Origin of the sequence: Streptomyces sp. DG1A-41, assembly GCF_037055355.1 — a bacterium.
Lineage (GTDB): Bacteria > Actinomycetota > Actinomycetes > Streptomycetales > Streptomycetaceae > Streptomyces.
This window is the reverse complement of record NZ_CP146350.1, coordinates 3,940,852-3,962,815: the sequence shown is the minus strand read 5'-3', so window position 1 is coordinate 3,962,815 and position 21,964 is coordinate 3,940,852. Positions and strand designations below refer to the sequence as shown.

The following is a 21,964-nucleotide window of genomic DNA, read 5'->3' as shown; positions in this document are numbered from 1 at the left end:
TCTACGACGCGGATCGAATTCCTCGCGTACGTCGCGAAGGAACTGTCGGGGCCGCCCGCTTCCCCGCCAGTGTCGTGCTGCCACGGCCTGCCTCAAGGGCGCTTCGCGTCGCCTTCGGTGATCGGCCTGCGGCCGGCCCTTGACCCAAGCCGCTCCAGCACGTGGAAGAGGCGAGCGAGCGGCCCGGAGGCGCGTGGCCAGGGGGCGTTGGTCTCTCCGTCGGCTGTGTGGCGCTCGGCGATGGGCGGGCGCGGTCGCACCTCGCGAGCAGGCCGGAAGGGACAAGCGGCGATCGGCGGTGGCTGGTGCGGTGGCGAGCGATAGGGCTGCGCCGAGATGGCAGACGGGTCGACCTTCCGTGGAGTTCGCCGTGTTACGCAGCGTCGGGCTTGGTGAATGCTTGTCGGCTGTGCGAGAGCAGCTCACGCAGGGCGGGGCTTTGCGGGCTCTTCCAGATCAGCGCGAGCAACGCTGGTGTTTCGACGTCGTCGATGGTGCGGGCGGTGAGCCGGTCGCGGTAGTTCGCGGCCATCGAGTCGCTGAGGATGGCGACGCCGAGCCCGCGGGCGGCGAGGTCGGCAATGGCATCAGCGGAGCCGGCTTGCAGTGCGATCGCGGGTTGGAGGCTCTGTGCTGCGCAGGCACGGTCGAACACGGTGCGCAGTCCGGTGCCGGGGGCCATGCACACGATGGGGTAGGCCGCCAGGTCGCGCAGAGTGACCCGCCGCTGTTTCGCCAGGGGATGTCCGGCCGGAACTGCTGTGACGAGCCGCTCGCTGATGATGGTCAGCGCGTCCAGCCCGTGGGGAGTGGCGGCTGCGGTCCCGATGAGAGCCAGGTCGATGGTGCCGGCACGTACCCACTCGACGAGCCGGTCGGAGTTGTCCTCCAGCAGTGAGATCTCCACACCCGGATGCGCTCGGTGGAAGGTGGCCAGGGCGTCGAACAGCGGCGTGATGGTGCAACCGATGACCATCCCGACCGTGAGCCGACCTCGGATCAGGTCGGTCACCTCACCCACCGCCTGGCCGACCGCATCGGCTGCGGCGAGCGCAACGCGGGCGTGTTCGAGCGCGGCCTTTCCCGCGACAGTGAGGGTGGCGGTGCGCGCTGACCGGTGGAACAGCTCGGCGCCGAGTTCGCGTTCCAGTCGGCGGATCTGAGCGCTGACGCCGGACTGGCTGATGTGGACCCGCTCGGCCGCCCGGGTGAAGTTCTGTTCTTCGGCAACTGCGACGAAGTATTCCAACTGCCTCATTTCCATGACTGACAATTCTAGTTTCCATAAGAACCATCTGTTGGACTTCTGGTCGACGGATGGCCAGGGTGGGGAGCGCTGAAGCCCGACGTCAGGAGGTAACCCGTGCCGGAGTACGAGAAGGCCATGCGGCCCGAAGACATCACCCGCTTGTTCGTCGAACGCTCCAACGCCGGTGACGCGGCCGGGGTCGCCGCACTGTACGAAGAGGATGCGGTGCTGGCGTACCCGCCCGGCGAGCAGACGGTGGGCCGGGAGGCGATCCGTGCGCTGTGGGAGAAGGTGCTGGCCAACCGTCCCCACTTCGAGCCGGAACAACCGCTGCCGACCCTGGTCAGCGGCGACATCGCCCTCACCTCGACCCCGCCGAAGGACGGGGCCGGCGCCCGGGCACAGGTCGTCCGGCGCCAGCCTGACGGAAGCTGGCTGCGCCTGCTCGACCAGCCCGAGTTCGTCCTGCCCGATCGCTGAGTTCCTCGACCCTGTGAGTTCGCGGGACCGGAAGACTGTGGGTGGATCGCGAGGGGCTGCCTCGATGCCATGGGATGGCCCCAGATCTCGCAGCCGACTGGCCCGAGCAGCGCCGCGCCCTGTTCGCACTGCTCGGTGTCGACGACTTCGCGACCAAGTCGGTGTTCCAGTCACACAGGCTGGGACGTCGTCATGGCCAATTCAACCGCGAAACCCGCGAGTTCGTCGAACGAGCACGTGGCGGTGTTGTCCCGGCCATGGGACACGCGTAGAGGCCCGTGCTCTTCTCCGGGTGCTCGCGCGCGACGTGATTCTGCCGCGCGACCGGCTCGCAGACGGCTTTCCTGCGGACGCAAAGCACTGACCTCTGTCCGGCCCTTGGCGAAGCTGCCCCCGGGTATGAGCGAACGCCTTCGATGTCGTTGCCGTCGTCGATGGCGGCTACTACGCCACGCCCTTTTCAGCGAGGCGGCATCGCCGAGCTTGCCCCGCACGGCTACGGTGATCGATGATCTCCGGCATGATCCGGGCCGCCACTGTCGACGACATCGCGGAGATCCGCGCGATGATCCGTGAACTCGCCGAGTACGAACGGGCCGCCGAGCAGGCCCGAGCGACCGAGGAGCAGCTCCACGAGGGGCTGTTCGGGGAACATCCCGCTGCCTACGCGCTGATCGCTGAGGACGACGAGACGGGGCAGGCCGTGGGTTATGCCCTGTGGTTCCCCCGCTTCTCGACCTGGACCGGCACGCGCGGCATGCACCTGGAGGACCTCTACGTAAGGCCGCACGCCCGAGGCGGAGGACACGGCAAGGCTCTGCTCGCCTCCCTGGCCGCGGTCTGTCAACAGAACGGCTACGAGCGGTTCGAGTGGTGGGTCCTGGCCTGGAACGAGCCGACGATCGACTTCTACAAGTCGCTCGGCGTGGAACTGCTGGACGAGTGGACGGTATGCCGGCTGAGCGGTGAACCACTCGGGGAACTCGCCGCCCAGGCCCCGGCAGTCCGCCACCAGACCCCGGCCCTGTAGAACGGAGGGGCAGGCGACCTCGGGCGCTGAGAGTCGTCAGGATCGCACCGAGCGCGAAAGGCTGATCGCGGGGCGTCGGCGCAGTGCGGCCACGCCCGCGTGGACGGCCCGCATGGCGCGCGTGACAGTCTCCTCGTTCTCGCCGACCGGAGCCACGTAGTCGATGACGGCGCGCGCGGCGTCCTCCCCGAGTACTCGGGTGATCACCCACGTGGCGAGGTACTGAGACGCCAGACAGCCGCCCGCCGTCGCGATGTTCCCCTCCGTATGGAACGGCGCGTCCAGCACGGTGACGCCACAGGCTTCGACGAACGGCCGGCTCTTCAGGTCGGTGCAAGCGGGCATGCCGTCCAGCAACCCGAGCCGGGCGAGCACCAGCGCACCGGAGCACTGCGCACCGATCACCTGCCGCGAAGGGTCGAGCGGCAGCCGGGAGATCAGCTGGTCGTCGGCGACCACGTCTCGCGTCTTCACCCCGCTGCCGATCAGCACGACGCCGGCCTCGGTCACGAACTCCATCGGGCGCTGTCCGGCCACCTCGACGCCGTTCATGGAGGTGACCACCGGCGTCGGTGTGGTGATGAAGGCTTCCAAGCCGCCCTTACGGCACCGGTTGATCAGCGTGGAAGCCATGAAGCTGTCGATCTCGTTGAACCCGTCGAAGGTCACAACGGCTACCTGCATCACCACTCCTTCCGAGAGCCCATCGGCGGATGATGGCATGCCGTCGCCCGGCGACGGGGTGGGCGCGGTCGCTTTCCGCCCGTACGCATGCGCGGTCGGCCTATCCTGAACCCGGCTGCTTCTTCGCCCCCCGGAAAGGTCAGTTGATGACACTCGGCATGGTCCTCGGTGACGTGGTCGTCGTGACGTCGCAGGTTCGTTCACGCTCGACCTTCCGAGGAGTCCGCCATGTCCACGATCCGCTGGATCGAGGCTCAACCCCGTTCCGCCCGCTGGCATTCTGAGTCCGGGCTGCCCCTGCCCCGACGGGTCGTCGTCGCCGACGACCGGATGCGGGCCGCTGTCGCCTACCGTCTGGCCTGTGAGGGCACCGCGTTGCTGTGGCGCGGGGATTTCCAGAATGCCCGCCAGTTGCTGCGCGCGATGGACCGCCGGGTCGGCCGGGCCGCGCCCGGCGCGGCGGGCACGCCGGCCGAGACCTTCCGGCTGTACCGCCGGTTCCGTGCTCACCGTGCGCGCGTGCTCGGCAAGTTGCTCGTGCTGCTGGAGGAGGAGCACGTACTGGCTCTGCGCCGTGCGCCTGACGTGCGGCTGGCGTGTAGCGAGGCGTACGGGCCGTCCGACGGGACCATGTGGCCCATGGCCGTCGCCCTCACCGAACTGCTGGGCGTGATCAGTGCCCGGCAGTGGCGGGAGAAGGGGGTGTATGTTCCGGCGCTGGGCGCGCGGGTTCATCCGCACTACGGGGTGTTCGCGCCGACGAGGGGTGAATACGTCGATCTGGTCGCCCGGGCGCCGCTGCCGCGCGGTGGTGGTGTGCGTACGGCGTTCGACCTGGGCACGGGCACCGGAGTGCTCGCCGCCGTGCTCGCCCGGCGGGGTGTCGGGCGGGTCGTGGCCACGGACGTCAGCGCGCGGGCGCGGGCGTGTGCGCGGGACAACGTAGGGCGGTTGGGGCTCGGGCGGGCGGTCCGCGTCACCGGGCCCGAGCTGTACCCCGAGGGACGTGCCGACCTGGTGGTGTGCAACCCGCCCTGGATCCCCGCCCGCCCCGCCTCCGATCTGGACCTCGGTGTCTACGACGCGGGCGGCGGCATGCTGCACGGGTTCCTCGACGGGCTCGCAGACCGGCTGGAGCCGGGTGGTGAGGGCTGGCTCGTGCTGTCCGACCTGGCCGAGCGCCTCGGGTTGCGCAGCCGGACCGAGCTGCTGACCGCCGTCGAGGCGGCGGGGCTGCGGGTCGTCGACCGTCTGGACACCCGCCCGCGCCACGCGCGCGTGCGGGACACGGGCGATCCGCTGCACGCCGTACGGGCCGCCGAGGTCACGTCCCTGTGGCGGCTGGCCGTCGCCTGATCCGTACCGGCTCGATCAGTCCGACAGCCGCGCGAAGCGGCCTCGGTGGAAGAGCAGCGGCCCGTCCGGATCGTCGGCGGCCGTGCCGAGGGCGTCCACCCGGCCGACCACGATGAGGTGGTCGCCGCCGGTGTGGACGGCGTGGATCGCGCAGTCGATCCAGGCGACGGCACCCGGCAGGCGCGGCGCGCCGGACGCCGGTGCCGCGTCGTAGGCCACACCCGCGAACTTGTCCGCACCGCTCACCGCGAAGGCGCGGCACAGCTCGGCCTGGTGGGCGGCCAGGACGTTCACGCAGAACACCCCGGCGCGGGCGATACGCGGCCACGTCGTCGATGTCCGGCCGACCATGAAGGCGACCAGCGGTGGATCGAGGGAGAGGGACGTGAAGGACTGGCAGGCGAAGCCGGCGGGGGAGCCGTCGGTGGCGGCGGGTGGTGGTGCCGTGATGACGGCCACGCCCGTCGCGAAGTTTCCGAGGACGCGGCGGAACTCCGCCGGGTCCAGAGGAGCGCGCTCGTCCTCGCCGACGCACCGCAACTCGGGGCGCGGCAGCGCTTCGACGGGCTCCGGGGCGGGTGTGCGGGCCGACCTGAGGTAGCGGACGGCGGCTTCGGCCATTCCTGCTTGTCCCATCACAGCCCCCATTGAAGCTGACGGTGTGTCAGATGGGAAGGGTCAGTGGCCCTTGTAGACCGCGCTCCGCCGCTCCACGAAGCTCCGCACGCCCTCCCGCGCGTCCGCCGTCGTCATGTTGATCTCCTGCGCGGCGGCCTCGGCGGCGAAGGCGGTGGCGCGGTCGGCGTCGAGGGAGGCGTTGACGAGCTGCTTGGTCAGGGCGAGGGCGCGGGTCGGGCCGGTGGCGAGGCGTTCGGCCCATGCGCGGGCCGTCTTGTCCAGGTCGCCGTCCGGGACGACCCGGTTCACCAACCCCATCCGCTCCGCGTCGGCCGCCGTGAGCGCGTCGCCGAAGAACATCAGCTCCTTGGCGCGCTGCGGGCCGATGAGGCGGGGGAGGAGGTAGGCGCCGCCGGCGTCCGGTACCAGTCCGCGTCGTACGAACACCTCGATGAAACGGGCCGACTCGGCGGCCAGGACGAGATCGCAGGCCCACGCGAGATGCGCGCCCAGCCCGGCCGCCGTGCCGTTGACCGCCGCGATCACCGGCTTCTCGCAGTCCAGGACGGCGGCGATCAGGCGCTGGGCGCCGGTGCGGAGGGTGCGGGCGACATCGCCGGCGGCGCGCTCGCCGGTCGTGGCTGCGGTGCCCCTGAGGTCCGCGCCGACGCAGAAGCCGCGGCCCGTTCCCGTGAGCACGACCGCTCGTACCTCCGCCGAGGCGGACGCCTCCGACAGGAGTCGGACGATCTCGTCCCGCTGGTCGGGTGTGAGGGCGTTGAGGGTCTCGGGCCGGTTGAGGGTGAGGGACAGGACGTGGTCACCCGTCGTGTGCAGAACGGCGGGTTCCGTCATCGGCCGCACACCGCCAGCGCGTCCAGCGCCACCGCGCCCTGCCCCCGCGGCAGGACCATGAGCGGGTTGATGTCCAACTCCGCCAGCTGGTCGCCGAGTTCCAGCGCCATGCGCTGCACGCGCAGGACGACCTCGACGAGTGCGTCCAGGTCCGCCGGTGGCCGCCCCCGGACCCCGTCGAGCAGCGCCCGCCCGCGCAGCCCGGCGAGCATCTCCCGCGCCCGCTCCTCACCGAACGGCGGCACACCTACGGCCGTGTCGCGCAGGACCTCCACGAGCAGGCCGCCGAGCCCGACGGTCACGGTCGGCCCGAACAGGTCGTCGTGCGTGACGCCGACGACCATCTCGACGCCCTGCTCGACCATCTGGCAGACCAGTACGCCGTCCAGCGGGACATCCTCGTAGCGGGCGATGTCGGTCAGCTCCCGGTAGGCGTCGCGGACCTGGCTCGCCGAGGTGAGCCCGATCTTCACGAGGCCCAGTTCGGTCTTGTGGGCGATCCGGGCGCCCGAGGCCTTCATCACCACCGGGTAGCCCACCGGCCCCGCCGCCCGTACGGCCGCCGCCGCGCTGGTCACCAACTGCTCGCGCGGCACGCGGATGCCGTACGCCCGCAGCAGCTGCTTCGCCGCGTGCTCGCTGAGCTGCTCGCCGGGTCGCATGAGCGCCTGGGCCTTGCGGTAGGACGGCGAGGGGGTGCGCGGAGCGTCGTCGAAGGGGGAGCGGTAGCCGGTCGTGAAGCGGTGGTGGCCGAGGTAGGCGCGGACGGCGGTGAGACAGTTGCCGACCGTGCGGAAGGTGGCCACGCGGGCGGAGCCGAGCAGGACCTCGCGGTAGGCCGGCTCGGTGCCGGCCGGCGAGCCCCACACCACGCACACCAGCTTGTCCGTCTGCTCCGCCGCGTCCACCAGGTCCCGGACGAGCCGGTCGCTGAGCGGAGGGAACGGCCCGGTGATCGGGCAGATCAGCACGCCCACCTCGGGGTCGTCGAGGAGGGCGTCGATGATCTTCCGGCCGCGCTGGTCGCCGACCGGGTGACCGCCGTTGTCGACGGGGTTGGCGACGCTCAGGTACTCGGGTATCCACTGGTGCAGCCCGGCCTGTCTGGCCTCGGACAGGACCGGCAGCCGCAGGCCCGCCTCGGTCGCCAGGTCGGCCACGTGCGCGCCCGTGCCGCCGGAGATCGAGTAGACGACGACCCCGTCGGCGCGTGGCGGGCGGGCCCGGGCCAACAGGGCGGCCGTGTCCTGGAGTTCGTCCAGGCCGTCGACGCGGATCACGCCGTACTGCCGTAGCGCCGCGTCCACCACCGCGTCCGCGCCGGTCAGCTTGCCGGTGTGGGAGGCGGCCGTGCGGGCGCCGGTCTCGGTGCGGCCCACCTTGACCGCGACGACCGGCACGCCGCGCCGGGCGGCCCGGTCGGCGGCGAGCAGGAAGGAGCGGCCGTCCTTCAGCCCCTCCAGGTAGCAGGCGATGGCGCCGACCTCGGGCCGCTCGGCGAAGTAGGAGAGGAAGTCGGCGGTCTCCAGGTCGGCCTCGTTGCCGGTGGGCGCCCAGTGGGAGAGCCGGATGCCGAGTTCCTGGAGGGTGAAGACGGGCCGGCCCTGGTGGCCGGACTGGGTGATCAGCGCGATCGCCGGCCCCTCCAGGTCGTCACGGAACCGCTCGAAGGCGTTGAGGTTGGTGTTGGGGCCCAGCAGCCGCATCCCGGACCGCTCGACGGCGGCGGCCAGTCGCCGCTGGGCGGCGGCGCCCGCCTCCCCGGTCTCCGCGAACCCGGAGGCGAAGACGACCGCGAACCGTGCCTTGGCCTCGGCCAGTTCCTGGACTACCGGGAGGGGGTCGCCGACCAGCACCACGGCCAGGTCGACCTGTTCGGGCAGGTCCGCGACGGAAGGGCAGCAGGGCATGCCGAAGACGGTCGGCCGGCTCGGATGCACCGGATACAGCCGGGCGCCGACCCGCTCGGCCCAGTCGGCCAGTTGCCTCGTGACGCCGGTGCGGGGGCGCCCTTCGGCATCGGACGCGCCGATCACGGCGACGGACTGCGGGCGGAAGAAGCGGTCCAGGTCGGGTACGTCGGCGTGCAGCGGACGCCCGCTGACGTCGAGGTCTCCCAGCTGGGCCGGCCTGCCGTGCACGAGGGGCCCGGACCGCTCGCCACAGGCGATGGCCCGGGCCCGGCGGGAGTCGGTGGTGAGGGTGCCGTGGGTCGATCCAAGCATCGTTCCGCCCGCTCCTGTGAGACAGCGTTAACTGACGCTCTGTCAGGTTATCCGAACCGGCGTGATGTCAGGAATGGTTGTGGACGAGCGAAGTTTCCGCTGAGTGAGAGTGAGGGAGCGCCGGTATGCGGTTGATGACCATGAACGTGCTGGCACCGCAGTACGCCGACGGCGCGAGCCGGCGGGCGGTCCTGGCGAGGGAGATCCAGAGCCAGGACCCGGACGTGCTCGCGCTCCAGGAAGTCACTCCCGAGGACGTGGCGACCCTCGCCGACGCAGGCCGGCACGTCGTTCCCCATCCGCGCTGGTCCTTTGACGGTGTGGGGGCCGTACTGGCTGCCCGCCGCCCTTTCGGGCACACCGTGACGGACCCGCTCCAGGTGACCGAGCGCACGGCGCACACCAGCTGGTGCGGAGTCGTCGCCGCCGAGCTACGGCTTCCCGAACCCTTCGGCACGATCCTCGTCGTGCATCACAAGCCGAGCCGGCCCTACGGCTACGAGCACGAACGGGAGGTGCAGGCGCTCGCCACCGCCCGGCTCGTGGACGGCGTCACCGCCGAGCGCCCCGTGCGCCACACCGTCCTGCTCGGCGACTTCGACGCGACCCCCGAGGCTGCCAGCCTGCGGTTCCTCCAGGCACTCCAGTTGCTCGACGGCATGAGCATCTGCTTCCAGGACACCTGGCCGGCCGTGCACGCCGGGGAACCGGGGCCCACGTTCAGCCTTGCCAACCCGCTCGTACGGCAGGGTGACATGCCCGAGGCGTCGGATCGACTACATCCTGCTCCGGTGCCGTCCCCACGGCCCCACTCTGCATGTCTCCGCATGCCGTCGAGTCCTGGTGCAGCCGGTGGACGGGGTGTACGCGAGCGACCACTACGGCCTGGTGGCCGACCAGACGCTTCCCGGCCATCCTCCGGGCCGGTGGGAGGGGCAGGAGGAGCGGAGGTGACGGCACGGGACGCCGGGTGCGCCGAACTGCCTAACCCGGCAGTCGCGACACCCTCCCCGAACCGTCCCGCGCGATGGCCTTCGCGATCTTCACCGCGTCGATCGCCATCTCGCGGAACATGCCGCTGATCGGGTTGGTGAAGCCGGTGAAGTACAGGCCGGGGGCGGTCCGCGGGCTGCGGGGGCCCTGGGCGACGGGCCTGCCGCGGGCGTCGAGTACGTCGAGGTGGCCGACGAGGCCCTCCAGGGCCCGGGTGTAGCCGGTGGCCGCGACGACGGCGTCCGCGGAGAGGCGGGTGCCGTCGGCGAGCAGGACCTTGCCGTCCTCGAAGCCCTCCACGGCGGCCACGACCTCCACCCTGCCCTTGCGCACAGCGTCGATCAGGCCGACGTCCTGGACGGGGATGGCGCCCTCGGTGACCCGGGTGCAGAGGCCGGTGTCGGGGCGCGGCAGGCCGTGGGCGGACAGATCGGGCACACTCAGTCTGCCCATCTGCCGGGCCATCCGGTCGACGAGGCCGACCGGCAGGTGCCGTGCCATGACGCCGGAGTACTGCGCGGCCCAGCCCGCGGTCGAGCGGCGCACGATGTGCGGGACGGTGCGGATGGACAGCCGTACCCGGGCGCCGCCGTCCGCCAGGTCGACGGCGATCTCGGCTCCGGTGTTGCCTGCGCCCACGACGAGGACCTCTCGTCGGGCGAAGGGCTCGGCGTTGCGGTAGGCGGAGGCGTGCAGGAACTCGCCGGTGTAGGTGTCGCGGCCGGGCCAGTCGGGCACGCGGGGCGTGTGGTTGTGGCCGGTGGCGACGACGACCGCCGCGCCGGTCAGCTCCCGGCCCCCGGTGGCGTGCAGCAGCCAGCCCGTGCCGTCGGGTGCCCGCTCGATACGGGACACCTCGACGCCGGTGACGACTTCGAGCCGGTGGTGCTCGGCGTACTTCTCCAGGTACCGCACCACGTTGTCCCGGGACACCCACCGCCCGAACCGGCGCGGCATCGGCAGCCCCGGCAGGGACGACAGGCGGCGGGTGGTGTGCAGGTGCAGCCGGTCGTAGTGGCCTCGCCAGGACGCCCCGACGCGGTCGGACTTCTCCAGGACGACGGCCCGTATGCCCCGGGCCCGCAGCGCGTACGCGGCGGAGAGACCTCCGGGGCCGCCGCCGATGACGTAGACGGGGCGGTCGGGTGGGGGATGCGCGGAGGAGGGTGTGGGCGGTGTGGAGTCGGCCATGAGCGGGAGCGTAGCCACGAGTTCGCTTGATGGGTCTCGGTCAAGACCGGAATTGGTTTCGGATTGATCACGGCTGTAGGGGGACGGGGTGGAGCCGGTGGCGTAGTGGGCCTGGTTGTGGCGAGCCGGTGATCGTTGCTGACGGACCGTTCCTGCCTGGGGCGCGGCCTCCGACGCCGACGGGCAGGTCGGAGGCCGCGGTCCTGTGTGGGCTACCGGGCGCGGTAGCCGGTCACCTTGGCGATCCACCGGATGAAGTCGCCCGGGTCGGTGTTCGCGCCGTGTCCCTCGTCCCAGTAGTAGAGGTGGCTGACCTCGTCGCCCAGCGCGGCTGCGGCGGCGGCGAGGTTGGCGGAGACGGTGTGCGAGGTGTCGGAGTCCTTGGTGCCGAGGCGGATCCACCAGTGCTTGGTGCGGTGGGCGTTCGGCCGGGACCCGGTCAGGAAGGGCATCGGGTTCATCAGCCGCAGCTTCGCCGGGATGTCGCCGTCGAGCCGCTTGCCGGTGGCGCCGGTGGTGTCGTGCTTCAGGCTGTACGCGGTGAAGTGGCGCTTCTCGGTGGTGCCCGTGCCGAAGAGGTTGTTCTCGCCCGCGGACAGGTCGAAGGCGTCGAAGGCCGGGGTGGTCTTCTTGCGGGCGCCGACGTGGGTGAGGAAGTCGGCCCAGGTGAAGCCGGCCTTGCCGTTCTTCCAGGTGATGAAGGCGTTCTCGGCCAGGTAGGAGGCGCGGTCGGACTCCGACAGGGACGTGAGGTAGGTCGTGGCCGAGGGCTCCAGGTACTGCTTGAGCAGGTACGTGTCGTAGTTGCGGGCGGTGAGCGTGCCGAAGCCGTTCAGGCCGCGCAGCCGGAGGGAGGCCTGGTACTCGGCGAACTGCGCGACGAGTTCCTTCGACACCGTCTGGTCGACGACCTTGCCGGTGCCCTGGGTGACGTTGGTGCCCCAGTTCCACTCGTAGGCGCCGTCGGCGTGCTCCAGGTCGGTGATCGGGCACCAGGCGCCGGTGGCGAAGATGGCGTCGGAGGCGTCGGCAGCGCCGAGTTCCTTCAGGTAGGTGTCGTAGAGGGGGCTGTCGCCGGAGGCGCCGAGCAGCGCGGACAGGGCGCCGCCCGCGCTGGTGCCGGAGGAGACGATCCGGTCGGTGTCGCCCGGGATACGGCCCTTGTTGGCGCGGACGTAGCGGACGGCTGCCTTCAGGTCGACGATCGCGGCCGGGGCGGTGCCGTAGTACTCGCCGGCGGAGTTCTTCAGCGTCCGGCCGCGGGCGCCCGGCTCCACGACCACGTACCCCGCGGCCAGCGCCAGCTTCGGCAGACTGACCATCCCGCCCTGGGCGTCCACCATCCCGTTGCCGCCGGACTGCACCTCGCCCGAGCCGCTCGCGGAGGCGCTCGGTGACGCGGCGCCACCGGGGGTGCCGGTCATCCCGCCACCGCCCACGCCGGTGGCGTCCGCCACGGACGAGGGCATGTAGCCGCCGACGGAGTTGGCGAAGAGGATGGGCGCGCCGCTCGCGTCGACGGACCTGCCGTCGATCTTCACGGGCACGCTGACGTTCAGGCTCTGGTACGTCTCGTCGACCGGCTCGGCGACATAGGTGACGGCCTTCCAGAAGCGGTAGGTCACCTCGTGGTCGTCGCCGTTCGCGTCCGCGATGGTCGTGGAGAGGGTCGTGTAGCCGTCCTCGTCGAAGACCAGGCCGCGGGAGGCGGACGCCGAGCCGCTGGCAGCACCCGTCCCGCTCGACGCCTGCGCGCTCAGGGCGATCCCGCCGACAGCGGCGACACCGGCGGTCGCCCCGAGCCCCAACATGACGCTCCTGCGCCTGACTGCCCTGTGCTTCACGTTGCCACCTCTTCGTACTGCTGCTGGTCCCGGCTTGCGGTAGTGAACGTAGTAAGTGGCCGACAGAATTGCCAACAATTCCGTCCCATTCATGGGTGACGCACAGTTTCACGGTGAACTCACAGGCGACTTCCTCCGGTTGCGCACGACCGGCCCTCACGGCCGCGCTCGGCGAAGGAACACCCGGGCGTAGAACCGGTGTTGAGATGACGCGATGGAGACGGAACGGCCCCTGCGAAGGAGACCGACATGGCCCTGACCCGCGAAGAGCGCGAACAGTTCCTGGCCGAGCCGCACATCGCCGCACTGGCGGTCGACGCGGGGCCGGGCCGCGCGCCGCTGACCGTGCCAATCTGGTACCAGTACGAGCCCGGCGGCGACACATGGATCCTGACCGCCCTCGACTCCCGCAAGTACGGACTGATCAGCGCGGCAGGCCGGTTCTCGCTGATGGTGGACCGGCTCGAGCCGACGATCCGGTACGTGTCGGTCGAGGGCCCGGTCGTCGACACGGCCCCCGCCACCCTCGACCAGCTCCGTGAGATGTCGGCGCGCTATCTGCCGGCCGACAAGGTCGACGACTACGTCGACTTCTCCTGGAAGAACCACGGAGACCAGCTGGTGCTGCGGATGCGGCCGGAGCGGTGGGTGTCGTCGGACCTCGGGCAGGTGTGAGGAGCGCTCCGGGTGACAATCGGGGGATGGCAACGGATCTTCACGAGCTGCTGAGGTCCCTGCGGGTCTGGGACCCGCAGGTCACGCGACTCCCCTCCTTCGACCCCACGACCGCCCCCGCCGCCCCGCTGCCCCTCTTCACCGAGTGGTTCGCGGCGGCGGTGGCGGCCGGGCAGACCGAGCCGCACACGATGTCGCTGGCGACCTCCGACGAGTCCGGCCTGCCCGACGTACGGATCGTCATGCTGCACGGCGCGGATGAGACCGGCTGGTCCTTCGCGTCCCACGCCGGCAGCCGCAAGGGCCGCCATCTCGCGGCCCGCCCGTACGCCGCCCTCGGCTTGTACTGGCCGGTCCTCGGCCGGCAGGTACGGGTCCGCGGCCCGGTGTCGGCGGCCCCGTCCGAGGAGGCCCAGGGCGACCTGCACGCCCGCTCGACGGGCGCGCTGGCCGCGGCGCTGACCGGCCGCCAGAGCGAGATCCTGGGCTCGGTGGAGGAGTTGGCACGGGCCTCGGAGTCGGCGTGGGAGCGGGCGCGGAGTGAGCCGGAGGCTCCCGTACCGTCCTGGACCTTGTACCGGCTGCGGCCGGAGGAGGTGGAGTTCTTCCAGGGAGACGCGGCACGGCGGCACGTACGACTCCGCTACCGGAGCACGGAGGAAGGGTGGACCCGGGAACTGCTGTGGCCTTGAAGGGACTTGAGGTTCCGCGGTGTCGCCCGGGGAGACCCGGATCGGACGTTCCGTCATCTCGCGTCGCGGATCCCGAGAATGTATGTCGCGGTCAGCGCAACGGCACGGTCCTCGTCATGTGACAGCTCTGCGAGGGCACGTGACGCCGTGATGCCCGGGATGTCGGCGAGCGCCTGTGCCAGCCGTCGACGCGCGGACGAGTCGACGGTGCCGGGGGCGAGGCAGTCGACGAGCCTGGCAGCGATCTGATCCGCCGACGCGCAATCATCCGCCAGCGCGCTCAGCGCGTCGGCCGCGTCGATGTCGTTCGTCTCCTCGACGATCATGTCGATGAGCGTCGGGACCGCGTCGGCCACGCCACGTGCCCCGAGCGCCAGAGCCGCATACCTGCGGACCACGAGGTCGGGGTGCGCGAGTGCGTCCCGCAGCAGTGCGGTGGCCTTGTCGTTCGGAATCTCGGCGATGGACTGGACGGCACGTTTGCGCACCTCGGCTTCCGGTGCGCCGAGGCCCTCCGCCAGCAGTGCCAGTCCGCCGTCGCCCGATCGCGCCAAGGCCCAGCGAAGGGCTCCGGCGACATTCGGGTCCGTCTCGCTCAGCGCCGCCTCGACCAGTGCTTCCACCGGAACCTCGTCGACCGAGGACAAGGCCGCGCGCTGGCGCGTCCCGGCGCTCTTCGACCCCAGCGCCTGGAGCAGCGCGACGATCTGTAGGACGTCCTCCCAGCCGGCGGGTTCCGCGGCACCGATCCGGCTGAGTCGCGTCAGCAGCTCCGTCTCGGCCGCGATGCGTTCCCGCGTCTGGCGGATGAGGTCGTCGACGAGCTCTGCGGGCGTGAAGCCCTGATCATCGAGCGCGCGCCCGACGTCACGCAGCGACAGCCCCAACGACCGCAGGCTCTCGATATGGAAGATCCGCCGGATGTCCTCGCCGGAGTACTCGCGATAGCCGGCGCCGGTACGACCCGTCGGCCGCACCAGGCCGAGCGATTCGTAGTGCCTGAGCATGCGGGCGCTGACCCCGGACCGCCGTGCCACATCACCGATCAACACTGCCTGTCACTCCTCCTGGCCGGTCGTGCCGAGGGCCACGACGCGCTTCGCCTCCTCGGTCGCGAACTCGAATCCCGCATCCGGGTCGCGCAACAGCCGTTCCGTGGCGACCGCGTGCGCGCGCACGCGAGGGTCGGGATCCGCCGTCGCCGTGCGCAGGGTCGGCGCGATCCCCTCACCGAGTGCGATCAGCGCCCGGCTGAGGCTCAACTGTGTCTCACGCTCGCCTCGCCCGAGCTGTGTCGCCAGCACCCCGGCCAGTTCCGCCTCTTCACCTTCGGGCACGAGTACGACCGCCGCCCGCCAGGCGCTCCGCGCCACCTCGTCGTCGGAGTCGGTCAGCAGCGCCCGTGTGATCGCCGGCCACGCCTGCCGGTCCCCGATCTTGGACAGTGTGTGCAACGCCTGGCTCCGTGCCTGCGCACGCTCCGAGCGGAGTTCGTCGAGAAGCCCGGGGACCGTCATCGATGCCGGGTGGCGGGTGAGCGCCCACGTCAGCATGTCGCGGACGTAGAACTCCGGCTCGATCGCGCATCGTTCGACGAGCTTGCCGATGAACCGTGGGTCAGGGGCCGTGCCGACCGCCATCGCTGCCCGCAGCCGCACGGACGAACGGCTGTCCTCCAGCGCCCGGAGACCTCGAACCGTATCCGTGTCCTGTTCCGGCATCGTCATCGGGACCACCTCCTCGCCACAGTGAAGGCCTTGCCACTGTGTCAAGGTCAAGCGGGCGCGGACTGCCCTGTGAAGTCGTACACCGCGAAGTCCGCCACAGGCCGGTACCCGATCCGCTGGTACAGGCCGTTGCTGGTCGGGTTCGACAGGTCCGTGAAGAGGAGCACCTCCTGCGCCCCGGCGGCCAGGGCGGCGCGGCTGACCTCGGCCGTGGCGGCGCCCGCGTAGCCTCGGCCGCGGAGGCGGGGCGGGGTGTAGACGGGGGCGACGCGGATCTGGCCGGCGACCTGGGGGGTCGTTCCGGCCATGGCGGCGGGGGTGCCGTCGGGGGTCTCCCAGAACGTGATGCCGCCCTGCGCGATGCGGGCGTCCGCCCACTCGGCGGCGTCCCGGAAGACGCCCGAGCCGACGGCTGCGACGAACTCGTCGTGCCAGCGGACGAGTTGCTGCCGGTCCGCCTCACCGGCGATGCGGGGACCGCCGGGCGGCAGGGGACCGGGCACGGTCAGGGTGCCGAGCCGGTAGAGCCGATTGCGCTCTCGGAGGGTGGCCGTGGCGCCCGTGTGCCGCTGCCAGGCCTCGGCGAAGGCCGTGGCGGTGTCGCGGTCGGCCTGCACGCCGGGCAGACGTTGCCCGCGGGCGGCCAGCCGTGCGGCCAGCGCATCGGCTTCCCCGGCCGTCAGGGCGGTGAGGTTCAGCCGGTGCGGTGGTGTGCGGAAGAACGTCGCCCGGACCACGCCGTCGCGTTCCAGCGCGCCGAACTCCGGTACTCCGTCGCCGTAGATGTGCCGGCCGCGGGTACGCAGGTTCTCCGTCACGGCCAATGGGAGGGTGTGGAGAGCCGGTCGGGAGTGGAGGAAGGCGCCGGCTCGGGTCAGGAAGGCGTCGAGGTCCTGGGTGAGGTGCCAGCCGTCGGTGCGCATGCCCCATCGTGCCGCGTGCGCTCCGGCCCGCACCTCCGAATTACGCCCCGGCCTCTCGTCCCGCACCTGGCTCCGAAGCCTTTCTTGGTTCCGGATCCGTCGCCAGCCGGGCGTGCAGGTGGGCGTCCCGGAACGCGTCGTGCCGGCCCTCCTCGAAGATCGCCCCGCGCAGGGTTCCCTCGTACGCGAATCCGCACCGCCCGGCGATCCGGCACGAGACGTCGTGGCCGACGGAATGGTCCAGTTCCAGCCGGTGCAGGCCGAGTTCGGTGAAGGCCCAGTGGGCGGCGAGCAGAAGGGCCCGGGTGGCGACGCCCTGGCCGCGGGCCTCGGGGAGCACCCAGTAGCCGACGCGGGCGACCTTCAGGTGGTACTTGATCTCGTTGACGCCGATGTGGCCCAGTGCCGTGTCACTGCGGGCGTCCGCGACACGGAACGACATGGACGTGCCCTCCGCCGCGCTCTGTGCCCGCGCGCGCAGCGACTCCTGGGCGCTCGTCCGGTCCGTGACCGGCCTCAGCGGGGTGTTCCAGCGCTGGAATTCCGGGTCCCGCAGGCCGCGCAGCCATGTCTCGACGTCGGAGCCGGACGTGGCGTCCCAGGGGCGCAGACGGAGGCCGCGGCCGTGGATTTCCGGGAGGGGGCCGGTCAGGGACCAGCCGCGTATGGGGGCCATGGGGTCATTCAAGCGCGTGGGTCGCGTGGTTCACCCGCCGACCGCGCCCGGCACGACCCGGAACACCGGGATCCCCTCCCTGAAGGCGACCTCCAGTTCCGCCCCGGCCGACAGCTCTCCCGCCGACGGTTCTCCCGCCGATGGTTCTCCCGCCCCCACGACCTCCGTCATCATCCGCGGCCCCTCGGCGAGGTCGACCACGGCAGCGACGTACGGCGTGCGTTCCGTGAAGGGCGGCAGGTCGTTCCGGTGGACGACGGACCAGGTGTAGAGGGTGGCGCGGCCGCTCGCGGGCTCCCAGGCGACGTCCTCGCTCCAGCAGTGGGGGCAGAACTCGCGCGGGTAGTGGTGGGCCCGGCCGCAGGCGCGGCAGCGGCGGATCAGCAGCCGGCCCTCGGCGGCCGCGTCCCAGTACGTCCGGGTGAAGGCGTCCGGTTCGGGCAGGTCGAAACGCCCGGTCATCAGAACAGCCCCAGCGCGCTGTCCAGCGACCAGGTCTGCCAGGACATCCCGAACAGCCCGACCACCGACATCAGCGCCATCATCGAGTTCTGCCCCTGCTCGGCGACGTCGTGGATCATGAGGGTGAAGTAGAGGGCGTTGAGGAGGAATCCGCCCGCCAGGGCGATCGGGGTGAGGAAGCCGGTGATCAGGCCGAGCCCGAGCGCGAGTTCCGCGTAGACGATGACGTACCCCATCGCGCGCGGGCGGGGCGCGACGACGGTGTCGAAGCCCGAACGTACGGCGCTCCAGCGGTGTTCGGCGGCTATCCCGGCCGCCCACGCGATGCCGCTGCCCCTCTCGAACCAGGCCTTGCGGTCCTTGTGCCGCCAGCTCTCCAGCCACCACAGCCCGAGCCCGATCCGCAGCACGGCCAGCCATTCCGCTCCGGTGAGCCAGATCGTGTCCATGCGCATGCTCCCGCGTTGCCGCCCGACACCGAATCTGACGGTACGTCAGTTCTGGGGGCCGCAACAAGCCCTGTAGGCCGGCCGGAGCTTACTGACGGCTTCGAAATGCGCTCGGCGGACGACTGGAGACGCTTCCCCGCCGCGTGTCATTTTGGCTGCCGTGCCGAACACGGCGTCCCCGTGAGCAATGACGACCAGAGGGAGAATCATGGCGATCCTGGTGACCGGAGCCACCGGAAATGTCGGACGGAACGTGGTCCGGCGACTCGCCGAGGCCGGCGCGGAGGTGCGGGCTCTGTCCCGCAGTCCACGCCCGGCGGGGTTACCGGAAGCCGTGCGCGCGACTGCGGGCGATCTCACGCAACCGGAGTCACTCGTCGACGCGTTGAAGGGTGTCGACCGGATGTATCTCTTTCCGGTCGCCGAAACGGCCCGGGACGTGGTCGCCTTGGCGCGGCAGGCCGGCGTGCGCCGTATCGTCGTGCTGTCCTCCGGAGCCGTCACGGCGGGCTTCGACACCGACTTCCACCTGCCGGTCGAGCGGGCCGTGGAGGAGTCGGGTCTGGAATGGACTCACGTGCGCCCCGGGGAGTTCGCGATGAACAAGCTGGCCCTGTGGGGCCCGTCCATCCGCGCCGAGGGCGTGGTGCGCGACCCCTACCCCGATGCGGCCTGGTGCCCGGTACATGAGCAGGACATCGCCGATGTCGCGGCCCTGGCTCTGCTGGAGGACGGACACTGCGGACGGGCTTACACCCTGAACGGCCCCGACATGCTGTCGCAGCGTCGGCAGGTCGAACTCATCGCCGAGGCCATCGGGCGCCCGATCCGCTTTGAAGTGGTGAGCCGGGACGAGGCGCGGGAGATCTACCGCGAGCAAGGAGGATTCGCGGCGGAGAACGCCGATTTCCTTCTCGGCTTCGAGGACTATTCGGGCGACGAGACAGACCCGCAGGCACCCGCGGAATCCGATCCGACGGCGGCAGGCCCGGCATCCACGGCCGAGGAGGTCACCGGGTTCCCCGCTCGCACCTTCGCCCAGTGGGCACATGACCACGCCCGGGAGTTCCTTCCGGACTGACGGTCTTGCGCGGCGGAACCACGTGGGTGGGGACCCCGGTACGGCGGCCGTCCGGGCACTCCAGCGGGCCGCCCATGAGCGGCTTGCAGGTCACACGGCCGCCCACCTGATGGCAGAACGTCCGGGCCGCCTCCGGGTCCGGGGTGAGGCTCTTCCATGCGCTCGGAGCCGGTGGGAAGGCGGGGCCGCTGTAGTAGACGGCCCTCACCTCCTCCAGCCGCACGCAGCGGTACTCGTCAGCCAGGACCCCCGCCCAAGGTGCTGCGGCGTGCTCGACGGACAGGGAGACGGTGAGCGGGAAGTCGCCCATGTCGAACCGCATCACCGGCACGTGCCGGATCGCCTGCTCGTCGACCACCAGGTCCACCGCGACGCCCGGTTCTTTGGTGACTACCGGCACCGGGCCGCCGGACATGTGCTGTGTCACCCGGGTCACGACGCCCGCGCCAGCCGCACGATCGCCGCGATCGACCGGTCGACGTCGGCCTCTGTCGTGTTGTGGCCGGAGACCGAGACGCGCATCAGCCGTCGGCCGCGCCAGGTGGTGGCGCCCATCCAGCAGGTGCCGTCCTTCTGCACCGCCTGCACGACGCGGTCGGTGCGGGTGTCGTCGCCGAAGCTGACGAGGACCTGGTTGAGAACCACGTCGTTGACCACCTCGTAGCCCGCCGCGGACAAGCCGTCGGCGAAGCGGCGGGCGAGGGAGCAGCAGCGGTCCACGAGCGCGGCGACGCCGTCACGGCCGAGTTCGCGCAGTGCCGCCCAGGTGGCGAAGCCGCGTGCGTGGCGGGAGGACTCGGCGGTGTAGTCGGCGCCGCCGGCCGCGGTGCCGTCGGCGCGGGTGAGGTAGGAGGCGGTGTACGACAGAGCGGCGGCGTGGACGCCGGGGCGGGAGCAGAAGGCGTAGCCGCAGTCGTAGGGCACGTTCAGCCACTTGTGGCCGTCACAGGCCCAGGAGTCGGCCAGCTCGACGCCGTCGACGAGGTGGCGGGTCGCCGGGCTCGCGGCCGCCCACAGGCCGAAGGCGCCGTCGACGTGCACCCAGCCGCCGTGGGCGTGGGTGAGATCGCATGCGGTACGGAGGTCGTCGCAGGCGCCGGTGTTCACATTGCCCGCCTGGGTGCAGACGATCGCCGGCGTGCCCGGGTCGGACGCCAGCACGCGGCGCAGGTCGTCGGTGTCGAGGGCGCCGCGTCCATCGGTGCGGACCGTCTCCAGGCAGTCGGTGCCCAGGCCGAGCAGCCGCAGCGAGCGGTCGATGGTGGCGTGGCGTTCCTCGCCCACGACCACCCGCAGGCGCGGGGCGCCGCCCAGACCCTTCTGCCCGACGTCCCAGCCGGCCTCGGTGAGCAGATGCTGCCGGGCTGCCGCGAGCCCTGCGGTGTTGGCCGCCTGCCCGCCGGTGACGAACCCGGTGGAGGCCGTGGCGGGGATGCCGAGCAGCTCCTTCAGCCAGCCGCCCGCCGCCTCCTCCGCGGCGAGCGCGGCGGGCGAGAGCGCGGCGTTGAAGGCGTTCTGGTCCCACCCGGCGGCGAGGATCTCCGCGGCGGTGGCCGCGGGCAGCGCCCCGCCGACGACGAACCCGAAGAACCGCGGCCCCGCGGTGGCGACGAGTCCGGTCTCGGCGGCGGCCACCAACTCGTCGACCACCGTGAGCGGGTCGGCGGGCGAGCGGTTCAGGGGGCGGGAGAACGCGGCGCGCAGGGCCGCATGGTCGACGGGCCGCGCCACCGGTCGCTCGGGCAGCGAGCGGCGGTAGGCGGCGGCGTGCTCGGCGGCGTGACGGAAGATCCTGGTCAGCTCGTCCATGGCCGGACCGTAACCACCCCTCCGAGCGGTTGGGAACGGCCAATGGGAGGAAGTTGGACTGCCTGCCCTCCGACGCCGTTGCCCCGCGGGAGGGAAGCTCGACGACCTGGCAGCGCAACTGAGCGTGTCTCTTTTCCGCGCCGCCTGCGGTGGAACGCCACTCGAGTATCACGTGCTCGTTCGAATATATCCAAGCCTCTTGGCGATGAAGTACCCAAGACCGAAGGTGCCGCCGAATGCGATCACAGCGGCCATTGCCGTCGTCTTGAGACTCGCACCGACGAGGGCGAGCACCAGCTCAGACATTAGTGTCACGCATGTCGACGTGAGAAGGATGACCCCGATGGCGAACCCGCCGATTTCGACGTCTTCCGACTCCCCTTGAGGAGTTTCTGCTGGAGGCGTCTGAGTTCCAATTACAGGCGGCGTCTGATTTTCCACTCGATTTACTCTCTGGTTGCGGGTGGCGCGCTGCTCGCCACCTTCGTTCCGACGCCCCCGTCGCCGACGACGGGAGCATTTCCACGGGCGCACCATCGCCCCGTGGCCCCCAGCCGCCGATGGCGGACATCGGCCGATCCGGCTGTACGAACTTCGGGTCGGCCAGGCCGGCTGGTCAGCGAGGTCGCCCCTGTGCTTACGGCCGGTGAGGATCCGCATGCTGCGCAGGTGCTCGGAGCGCTGGTTGTCGTGGCCAGCCACCGCTCCATGTCGGGGATCCCGGCTTCCGTAATGGCGTACGCTCGCGCTCAGGACCGCTGCCAGCCTCGATCCCGTCGACTTCGACGAGGCCGTTCTTCAGCAGCCGGGACATCGTCGAGCAGACCTGGCCGTAGTGCAGTGGCCGGTCGTGACCGAACTTTTCGTCGAAGGCCCGCTTGAGGCCGTAGCCGTGGTGAGGGCCGGACTCCCGCAGGCCCAGGAGTGTGTGACTGATGGGCCTCC

Annotated in this window: 22 protein-coding genes and 1 pseudogene; 6 read left to right on the top strand and 17 right to left on the bottom strand. The window is 71.2% G+C overall.

The window, feature by feature from the left end; all coding sequences use genetic code 11:
• Positions 1 to 373: 373 nt before the first annotated feature.
• The gene (locus V8690_RS18255) at positions 374 to 1,264 is read right to left on the bottom strand and encodes a LysR substrate-binding domain-containing protein (RefSeq protein ID WP_338780192.1); all 891 of its coding nucleotides are present in this window, start codon (positions 1,262 to 1,264) and stop codon (positions 374 to 376) included.
• Between the two features lie 99 nt (positions 1,265 to 1,363).
• Between V8690_RS18255 and V8690_RS18250 the strand changes: the two genes are divergently transcribed.
• Both V8690_RS18250 and V8690_RS18245 read left to right on the top strand, forming a co-directional pair.
• Positions 1,364 to 1,729: a nuclear transport factor 2 family protein gene (locus tag V8690_RS18250; protein WP_338780191.1), complete on the top strand. Its 366-nt coding sequence runs from the start codon at positions 1,364 to 1,366 to the stop codon at positions 1,727 to 1,729.
• A gap of 520 nt (positions 1,730 to 2,249) precedes the next feature.
• Positions 2,250 to 2,759 (top strand): GNAT family N-acetyltransferase, encoded by a 510-nt coding sequence (locus V8690_RS18245; RefSeq protein WP_338780190.1) that lies wholly within the window; start codon positions 2,250 to 2,252, stop codon positions 2,757 to 2,759.
• Positions 2,760 to 2,795: 36 nt separating this feature from the next.
• On the opposite strand, the gene V8690_RS18240 is transcribed toward V8690_RS18245, so the two are convergent.
• Complete coding sequence (locus V8690_RS18240; protein WP_338785394.1) at positions 2,796 to 3,443, bottom strand: DJ-1/PfpI family protein; 648 nt, start codon at positions 3,441 to 3,443, stop codon at positions 2,796 to 2,798.
• Positions 3,444 to 3,671: 228 nt separating this feature from the next.
• Here V8690_RS18240 and V8690_RS18235 point away from each other — a divergent pair, with 228 nt between their 5' ends.
• Positions 3,672 to 4,799, top strand: coding sequence for a class I SAM-dependent methyltransferase (locus V8690_RS18235; RefSeq protein WP_338780189.1), 1,128 nt, complete (start codon positions 3,672 to 3,674; stop codon positions 4,797 to 4,799).
• 15 nt (positions 4,800 to 4,814) lie between these two features.
• Here V8690_RS18235 and V8690_RS18230 read toward each other — a convergent pair whose 3' ends face one another.
• The 5 genes from V8690_RS18230 to V8690_RS18210 all read right to left on the bottom strand — a co-directional run bounded on the left by V8690_RS18230 (position 4,815) and on the right by V8690_RS18210 (position 12,492).
• Complete coding sequence (locus V8690_RS18230) at positions 4,815 to 5,420, bottom strand: flavin reductase family protein (RefSeq protein ID WP_338785393.1); 606 nt, start codon at positions 5,418 to 5,420, stop codon at positions 4,815 to 4,817.
• 57 nt (positions 5,421 to 5,477) lie between these two features.
• Positions 5,478 to 6,272: an enoyl-CoA hydratase-related protein gene (locus V8690_RS18225; protein ID WP_338780188.1), complete on the bottom strand. Its 795-nt coding sequence runs from the start codon at positions 6,270 to 6,272 to the stop codon at positions 5,478 to 5,480.
• On the bottom strand, positions 6,269 to 8,497 hold the full coding sequence (locus tag V8690_RS18220; RefSeq protein WP_338780186.1) for an acetate--CoA ligase family protein: 2,229 nt from the start codon (positions 8,495 to 8,497) through the stop codon (positions 6,269 to 6,271). Before V8690_RS18220 ends, V8690_RS18225 begins: the two co-directional genes overlap by 4 nt.
• A gap of 984 nt (positions 8,498 to 9,481) precedes the next feature.
• A complete protein-coding gene (locus V8690_RS18215) occupies positions 9,482 to 10,681 on the bottom strand; it encodes an NAD(P)/FAD-dependent oxidoreductase (RefSeq protein WP_338780184.1) in 1,200 nt (399 codons plus the stop codon).
• A gap of 212 nt (positions 10,682 to 10,893) precedes the next feature.
• Positions 10,894 to 12,492 (bottom strand): subtype B tannase, encoded by a 1,599-nt coding sequence (locus V8690_RS18210; protein ID WP_338780182.1) that lies wholly within the window; start codon positions 12,490 to 12,492, stop codon positions 10,894 to 10,896.
• Between the two features lie 282 nt (positions 12,493 to 12,774).
• Here V8690_RS18210 and V8690_RS18205 point away from each other — a divergent pair, with 282 nt between their 5' ends.
• Entirely contained in the window at positions 12,775 to 13,200 is a 426-nt protein-coding gene (locus tag V8690_RS18205; RefSeq protein ID WP_338780180.1) for a pyridoxamine 5'-phosphate oxidase family protein, read from the top strand.
• A gap of 26 nt (positions 13,201 to 13,226) precedes the next feature.
• Positions 13,227 to 13,892 (top strand): pyridoxal 5'-phosphate synthase, encoded by a 666-nt coding sequence (locus tag V8690_RS18200; protein WP_338780178.1) that lies wholly within the window; start codon positions 13,227 to 13,229, stop codon positions 13,890 to 13,892.
• Positions 13,893 to 13,945: 53 nt separating this feature from the next.
• Here V8690_RS18200 and V8690_RS18195 read toward each other — a convergent pair whose 3' ends face one another.
• Genes V8690_RS18195 through V8690_RS18170 form a run of 6 tightly spaced genes read right to left on the bottom strand, consistent with a single transcriptional unit; the run spans position 13,946 to position 18,129 of the window.
• Positions 13,946 to 14,944: a HEAT repeat domain-containing protein gene (locus V8690_RS18195; RefSeq protein ID WP_338780176.1), complete on the bottom strand. Its 999-nt coding sequence runs from the start codon at positions 14,942 to 14,944 to the stop codon at positions 13,946 to 13,948.
• Between the two features lie 6 nt (positions 14,945 to 14,950).
• Entirely contained in the window at positions 14,951 to 15,619 is a 669-nt protein-coding gene (locus V8690_RS18190; protein ID WP_338780173.1) for a HEAT repeat domain-containing protein, read from the bottom strand.
• A gap of 47 nt (positions 15,620 to 15,666) precedes the next feature.
• The gene (locus tag V8690_RS18185; protein ID WP_338780171.1) at positions 15,667 to 16,542 is read right to left on the bottom strand and encodes a GNAT family N-acetyltransferase; all 876 of its coding nucleotides are present in this window, start codon (positions 16,540 to 16,542) and stop codon (positions 15,667 to 15,669) included.
• Positions 16,543 to 16,582: 40 nt separating this feature from the next.
• Complete coding sequence (locus V8690_RS18180) at positions 16,583 to 17,218, bottom strand: GNAT family protein (RefSeq protein WP_338780169.1); 636 nt, start codon at positions 17,216 to 17,218, stop codon at positions 16,583 to 16,585.
• Between the two features lie 30 nt (positions 17,219 to 17,248).
• Entirely contained in the window at positions 17,249 to 17,680 is a 432-nt protein-coding gene (locus tag V8690_RS18175) for an OB-fold domain-containing protein (RefSeq protein ID WP_338780167.1), read from the bottom strand.
• Positions 17,680 to 18,129, bottom strand: a complete 450-nt coding sequence (locus tag V8690_RS18170) for a DoxX family protein (protein ID WP_338780165.1) — start codon at positions 18,127 to 18,129, stop codon at positions 17,680 to 17,682. Before V8690_RS18170 ends, V8690_RS18175 begins: the two co-directional genes overlap by 1 nt.
• Positions 18,130 to 18,337: 208 nt before the next feature.
• Between V8690_RS18170 and V8690_RS18165 the strand changes: the two genes are divergently transcribed.
• On the top strand, positions 18,338 to 19,210 hold the full coding sequence (locus tag V8690_RS18165) for an NAD(P)H-binding protein (RefSeq protein ID WP_338780163.1): 873 nt from the start codon (positions 18,338 to 18,340) through the stop codon (positions 19,208 to 19,210).
• Here V8690_RS18165 and V8690_RS18160 read toward each other — a convergent pair.
• The 4 genes and pseudogenes from V8690_RS18160 to V8690_RS18145 all read right to left on the bottom strand — a co-directional run.
• A complete protein-coding gene (locus V8690_RS18160) occupies positions 19,140 to 19,637 on the bottom strand; it encodes a hypothetical protein (RefSeq protein ID WP_338780161.1) in 498 nt (165 codons plus the stop codon). The genes V8690_RS18165 and V8690_RS18160 overlap by 71 nt on opposite strands.
• Before the next feature lie 5 nt (positions 19,638 to 19,642).
• Entirely contained in the window at positions 19,643 to 21,019 is a 1,377-nt protein-coding gene (locus V8690_RS18155) for a pyridoxal-dependent decarboxylase (RefSeq protein WP_338780159.1), read from the bottom strand.
• A gap of 168 nt (positions 21,020 to 21,187) precedes the next feature.
• Positions 21,188 to 21,460, bottom strand: coding sequence for a hypothetical protein (locus tag V8690_RS18150; RefSeq protein WP_338785672.1), 273 nt, complete (start codon positions 21,458 to 21,460; stop codon positions 21,188 to 21,190).
• A 171-nt stretch (positions 21,461 to 21,631) separates the two neighbouring features.
• Positions 21,632 to 21,956: pseudogene (locus tag V8690_RS18145) on the bottom strand (PadR family transcriptional regulator); the annotation flags it as partial.
• Positions 21,957 to 21,964 lie beyond the last annotated feature (8 nt).

Excerpts from the sequence above, each read along its gene's own strand:
- V8690_RS18220 (WP_338780186.1), bottom strand. The coding sequence starts at position 8,497 with ATGCTTGGATCGACCCACGGCACCCTCACCACCGACTCCCGCCGGGCC.
- V8690_RS18175 (WP_338780167.1), bottom strand. The coding sequence starts at position 17,680 with ATGACCGGGCGTTTCGACCTGCCCGAACCGGACGCCTTCACCCGGACG.
- V8690_RS18225 (WP_338780188.1), bottom strand. The coding sequence starts at position 6,272 with ATGACGGAACCCGCCGTTCTGCACACGACGGGTGACCACGTCCTGTCC.
- V8690_RS18155 (WP_338780159.1), bottom strand. The coding sequence starts at position 21,019 with ATGGACGAGCTGACCAGGATCTTCCGTCACGCCGCCGAGCACGCCGCC.
- V8690_RS18190 (WP_338780173.1), bottom strand. The coding sequence starts at position 15,619 with ATGACGATGCCGGAACAGGACACGGATACGGTTCGAGGTCTCCGGGCG.
- V8690_RS18180 (WP_338780169.1), bottom strand. The coding sequence starts at position 17,218 with ATGGCCCCCATACGCGGCTGGTCCCTGACCGGCCCCCTCCCGGAAATC.
- V8690_RS18170 (WP_338780165.1), bottom strand. The coding sequence starts at position 18,129 with ATGGACACGATCTGGCTCACCGGAGCGGAATGGCTGGCCGTGCTGCGG.
- V8690_RS18230 (WP_338785393.1), bottom strand. The coding sequence starts at position 5,420 with ATGGCCGAAGCCGCCGTCCGCTACCTCAGGTCGGCCCGCACACCCGCC.
- V8690_RS18240 (WP_338785394.1), bottom strand. The coding sequence starts at position 3,443 with ATGCAGGTAGCCGTTGTGACCTTCGACGGGTTCAACGAGATCGACAGC.
- V8690_RS18165 (WP_338780163.1), top strand. The coding sequence starts at position 18,338 with ATGGCGATCCTGGTGACCGGAGCCACCGGAAATGTCGGACGGAACGTG.
- V8690_RS18235 (WP_338780189.1), top strand. The coding sequence starts at position 3,672 with ATGTCCACGATCCGCTGGATCGAGGCTCAACCCCGTTCCGCCCGCTGG.
- V8690_RS18205 (WP_338780180.1), top strand. The coding sequence starts at position 12,775 with ATGGCCCTGACCCGCGAAGAGCGCGAACAGTTCCTGGCCGAGCCGCAC.
- V8690_RS18215 (WP_338780184.1), bottom strand. The coding sequence starts at position 10,681 with ATGGCCGACTCCACACCGCCCACACCCTCCTCCGCGCATCCCCCACCC.
- V8690_RS18255 (WP_338780192.1), bottom strand. The coding sequence starts at position 1,264 with ATGGAAATGAGGCAGTTGGAATACTTCGTCGCAGTTGCCGAAGAACAG.
- V8690_RS18210 (WP_338780182.1), bottom strand. The coding sequence starts at position 12,492 with ATGTTGGGGCTCGGGGCGACCGCCGGTGTCGCCGCTGTCGGCGGGATC.
- V8690_RS18200 (WP_338780178.1), top strand. The coding sequence starts at position 13,227 with ATGGCAACGGATCTTCACGAGCTGCTGAGGTCCCTGCGGGTCTGGGAC.
- V8690_RS18185 (WP_338780171.1), bottom strand. The coding sequence starts at position 16,542 with ATGCGCACCGACGGCTGGCACCTCACCCAGGACCTCGACGCCTTCCTG.
- V8690_RS18245 (WP_338780190.1), top strand. The coding sequence starts at position 2,250 with ATGATCCGGGCCGCCACTGTCGACGACATCGCGGAGATCCGCGCGATG.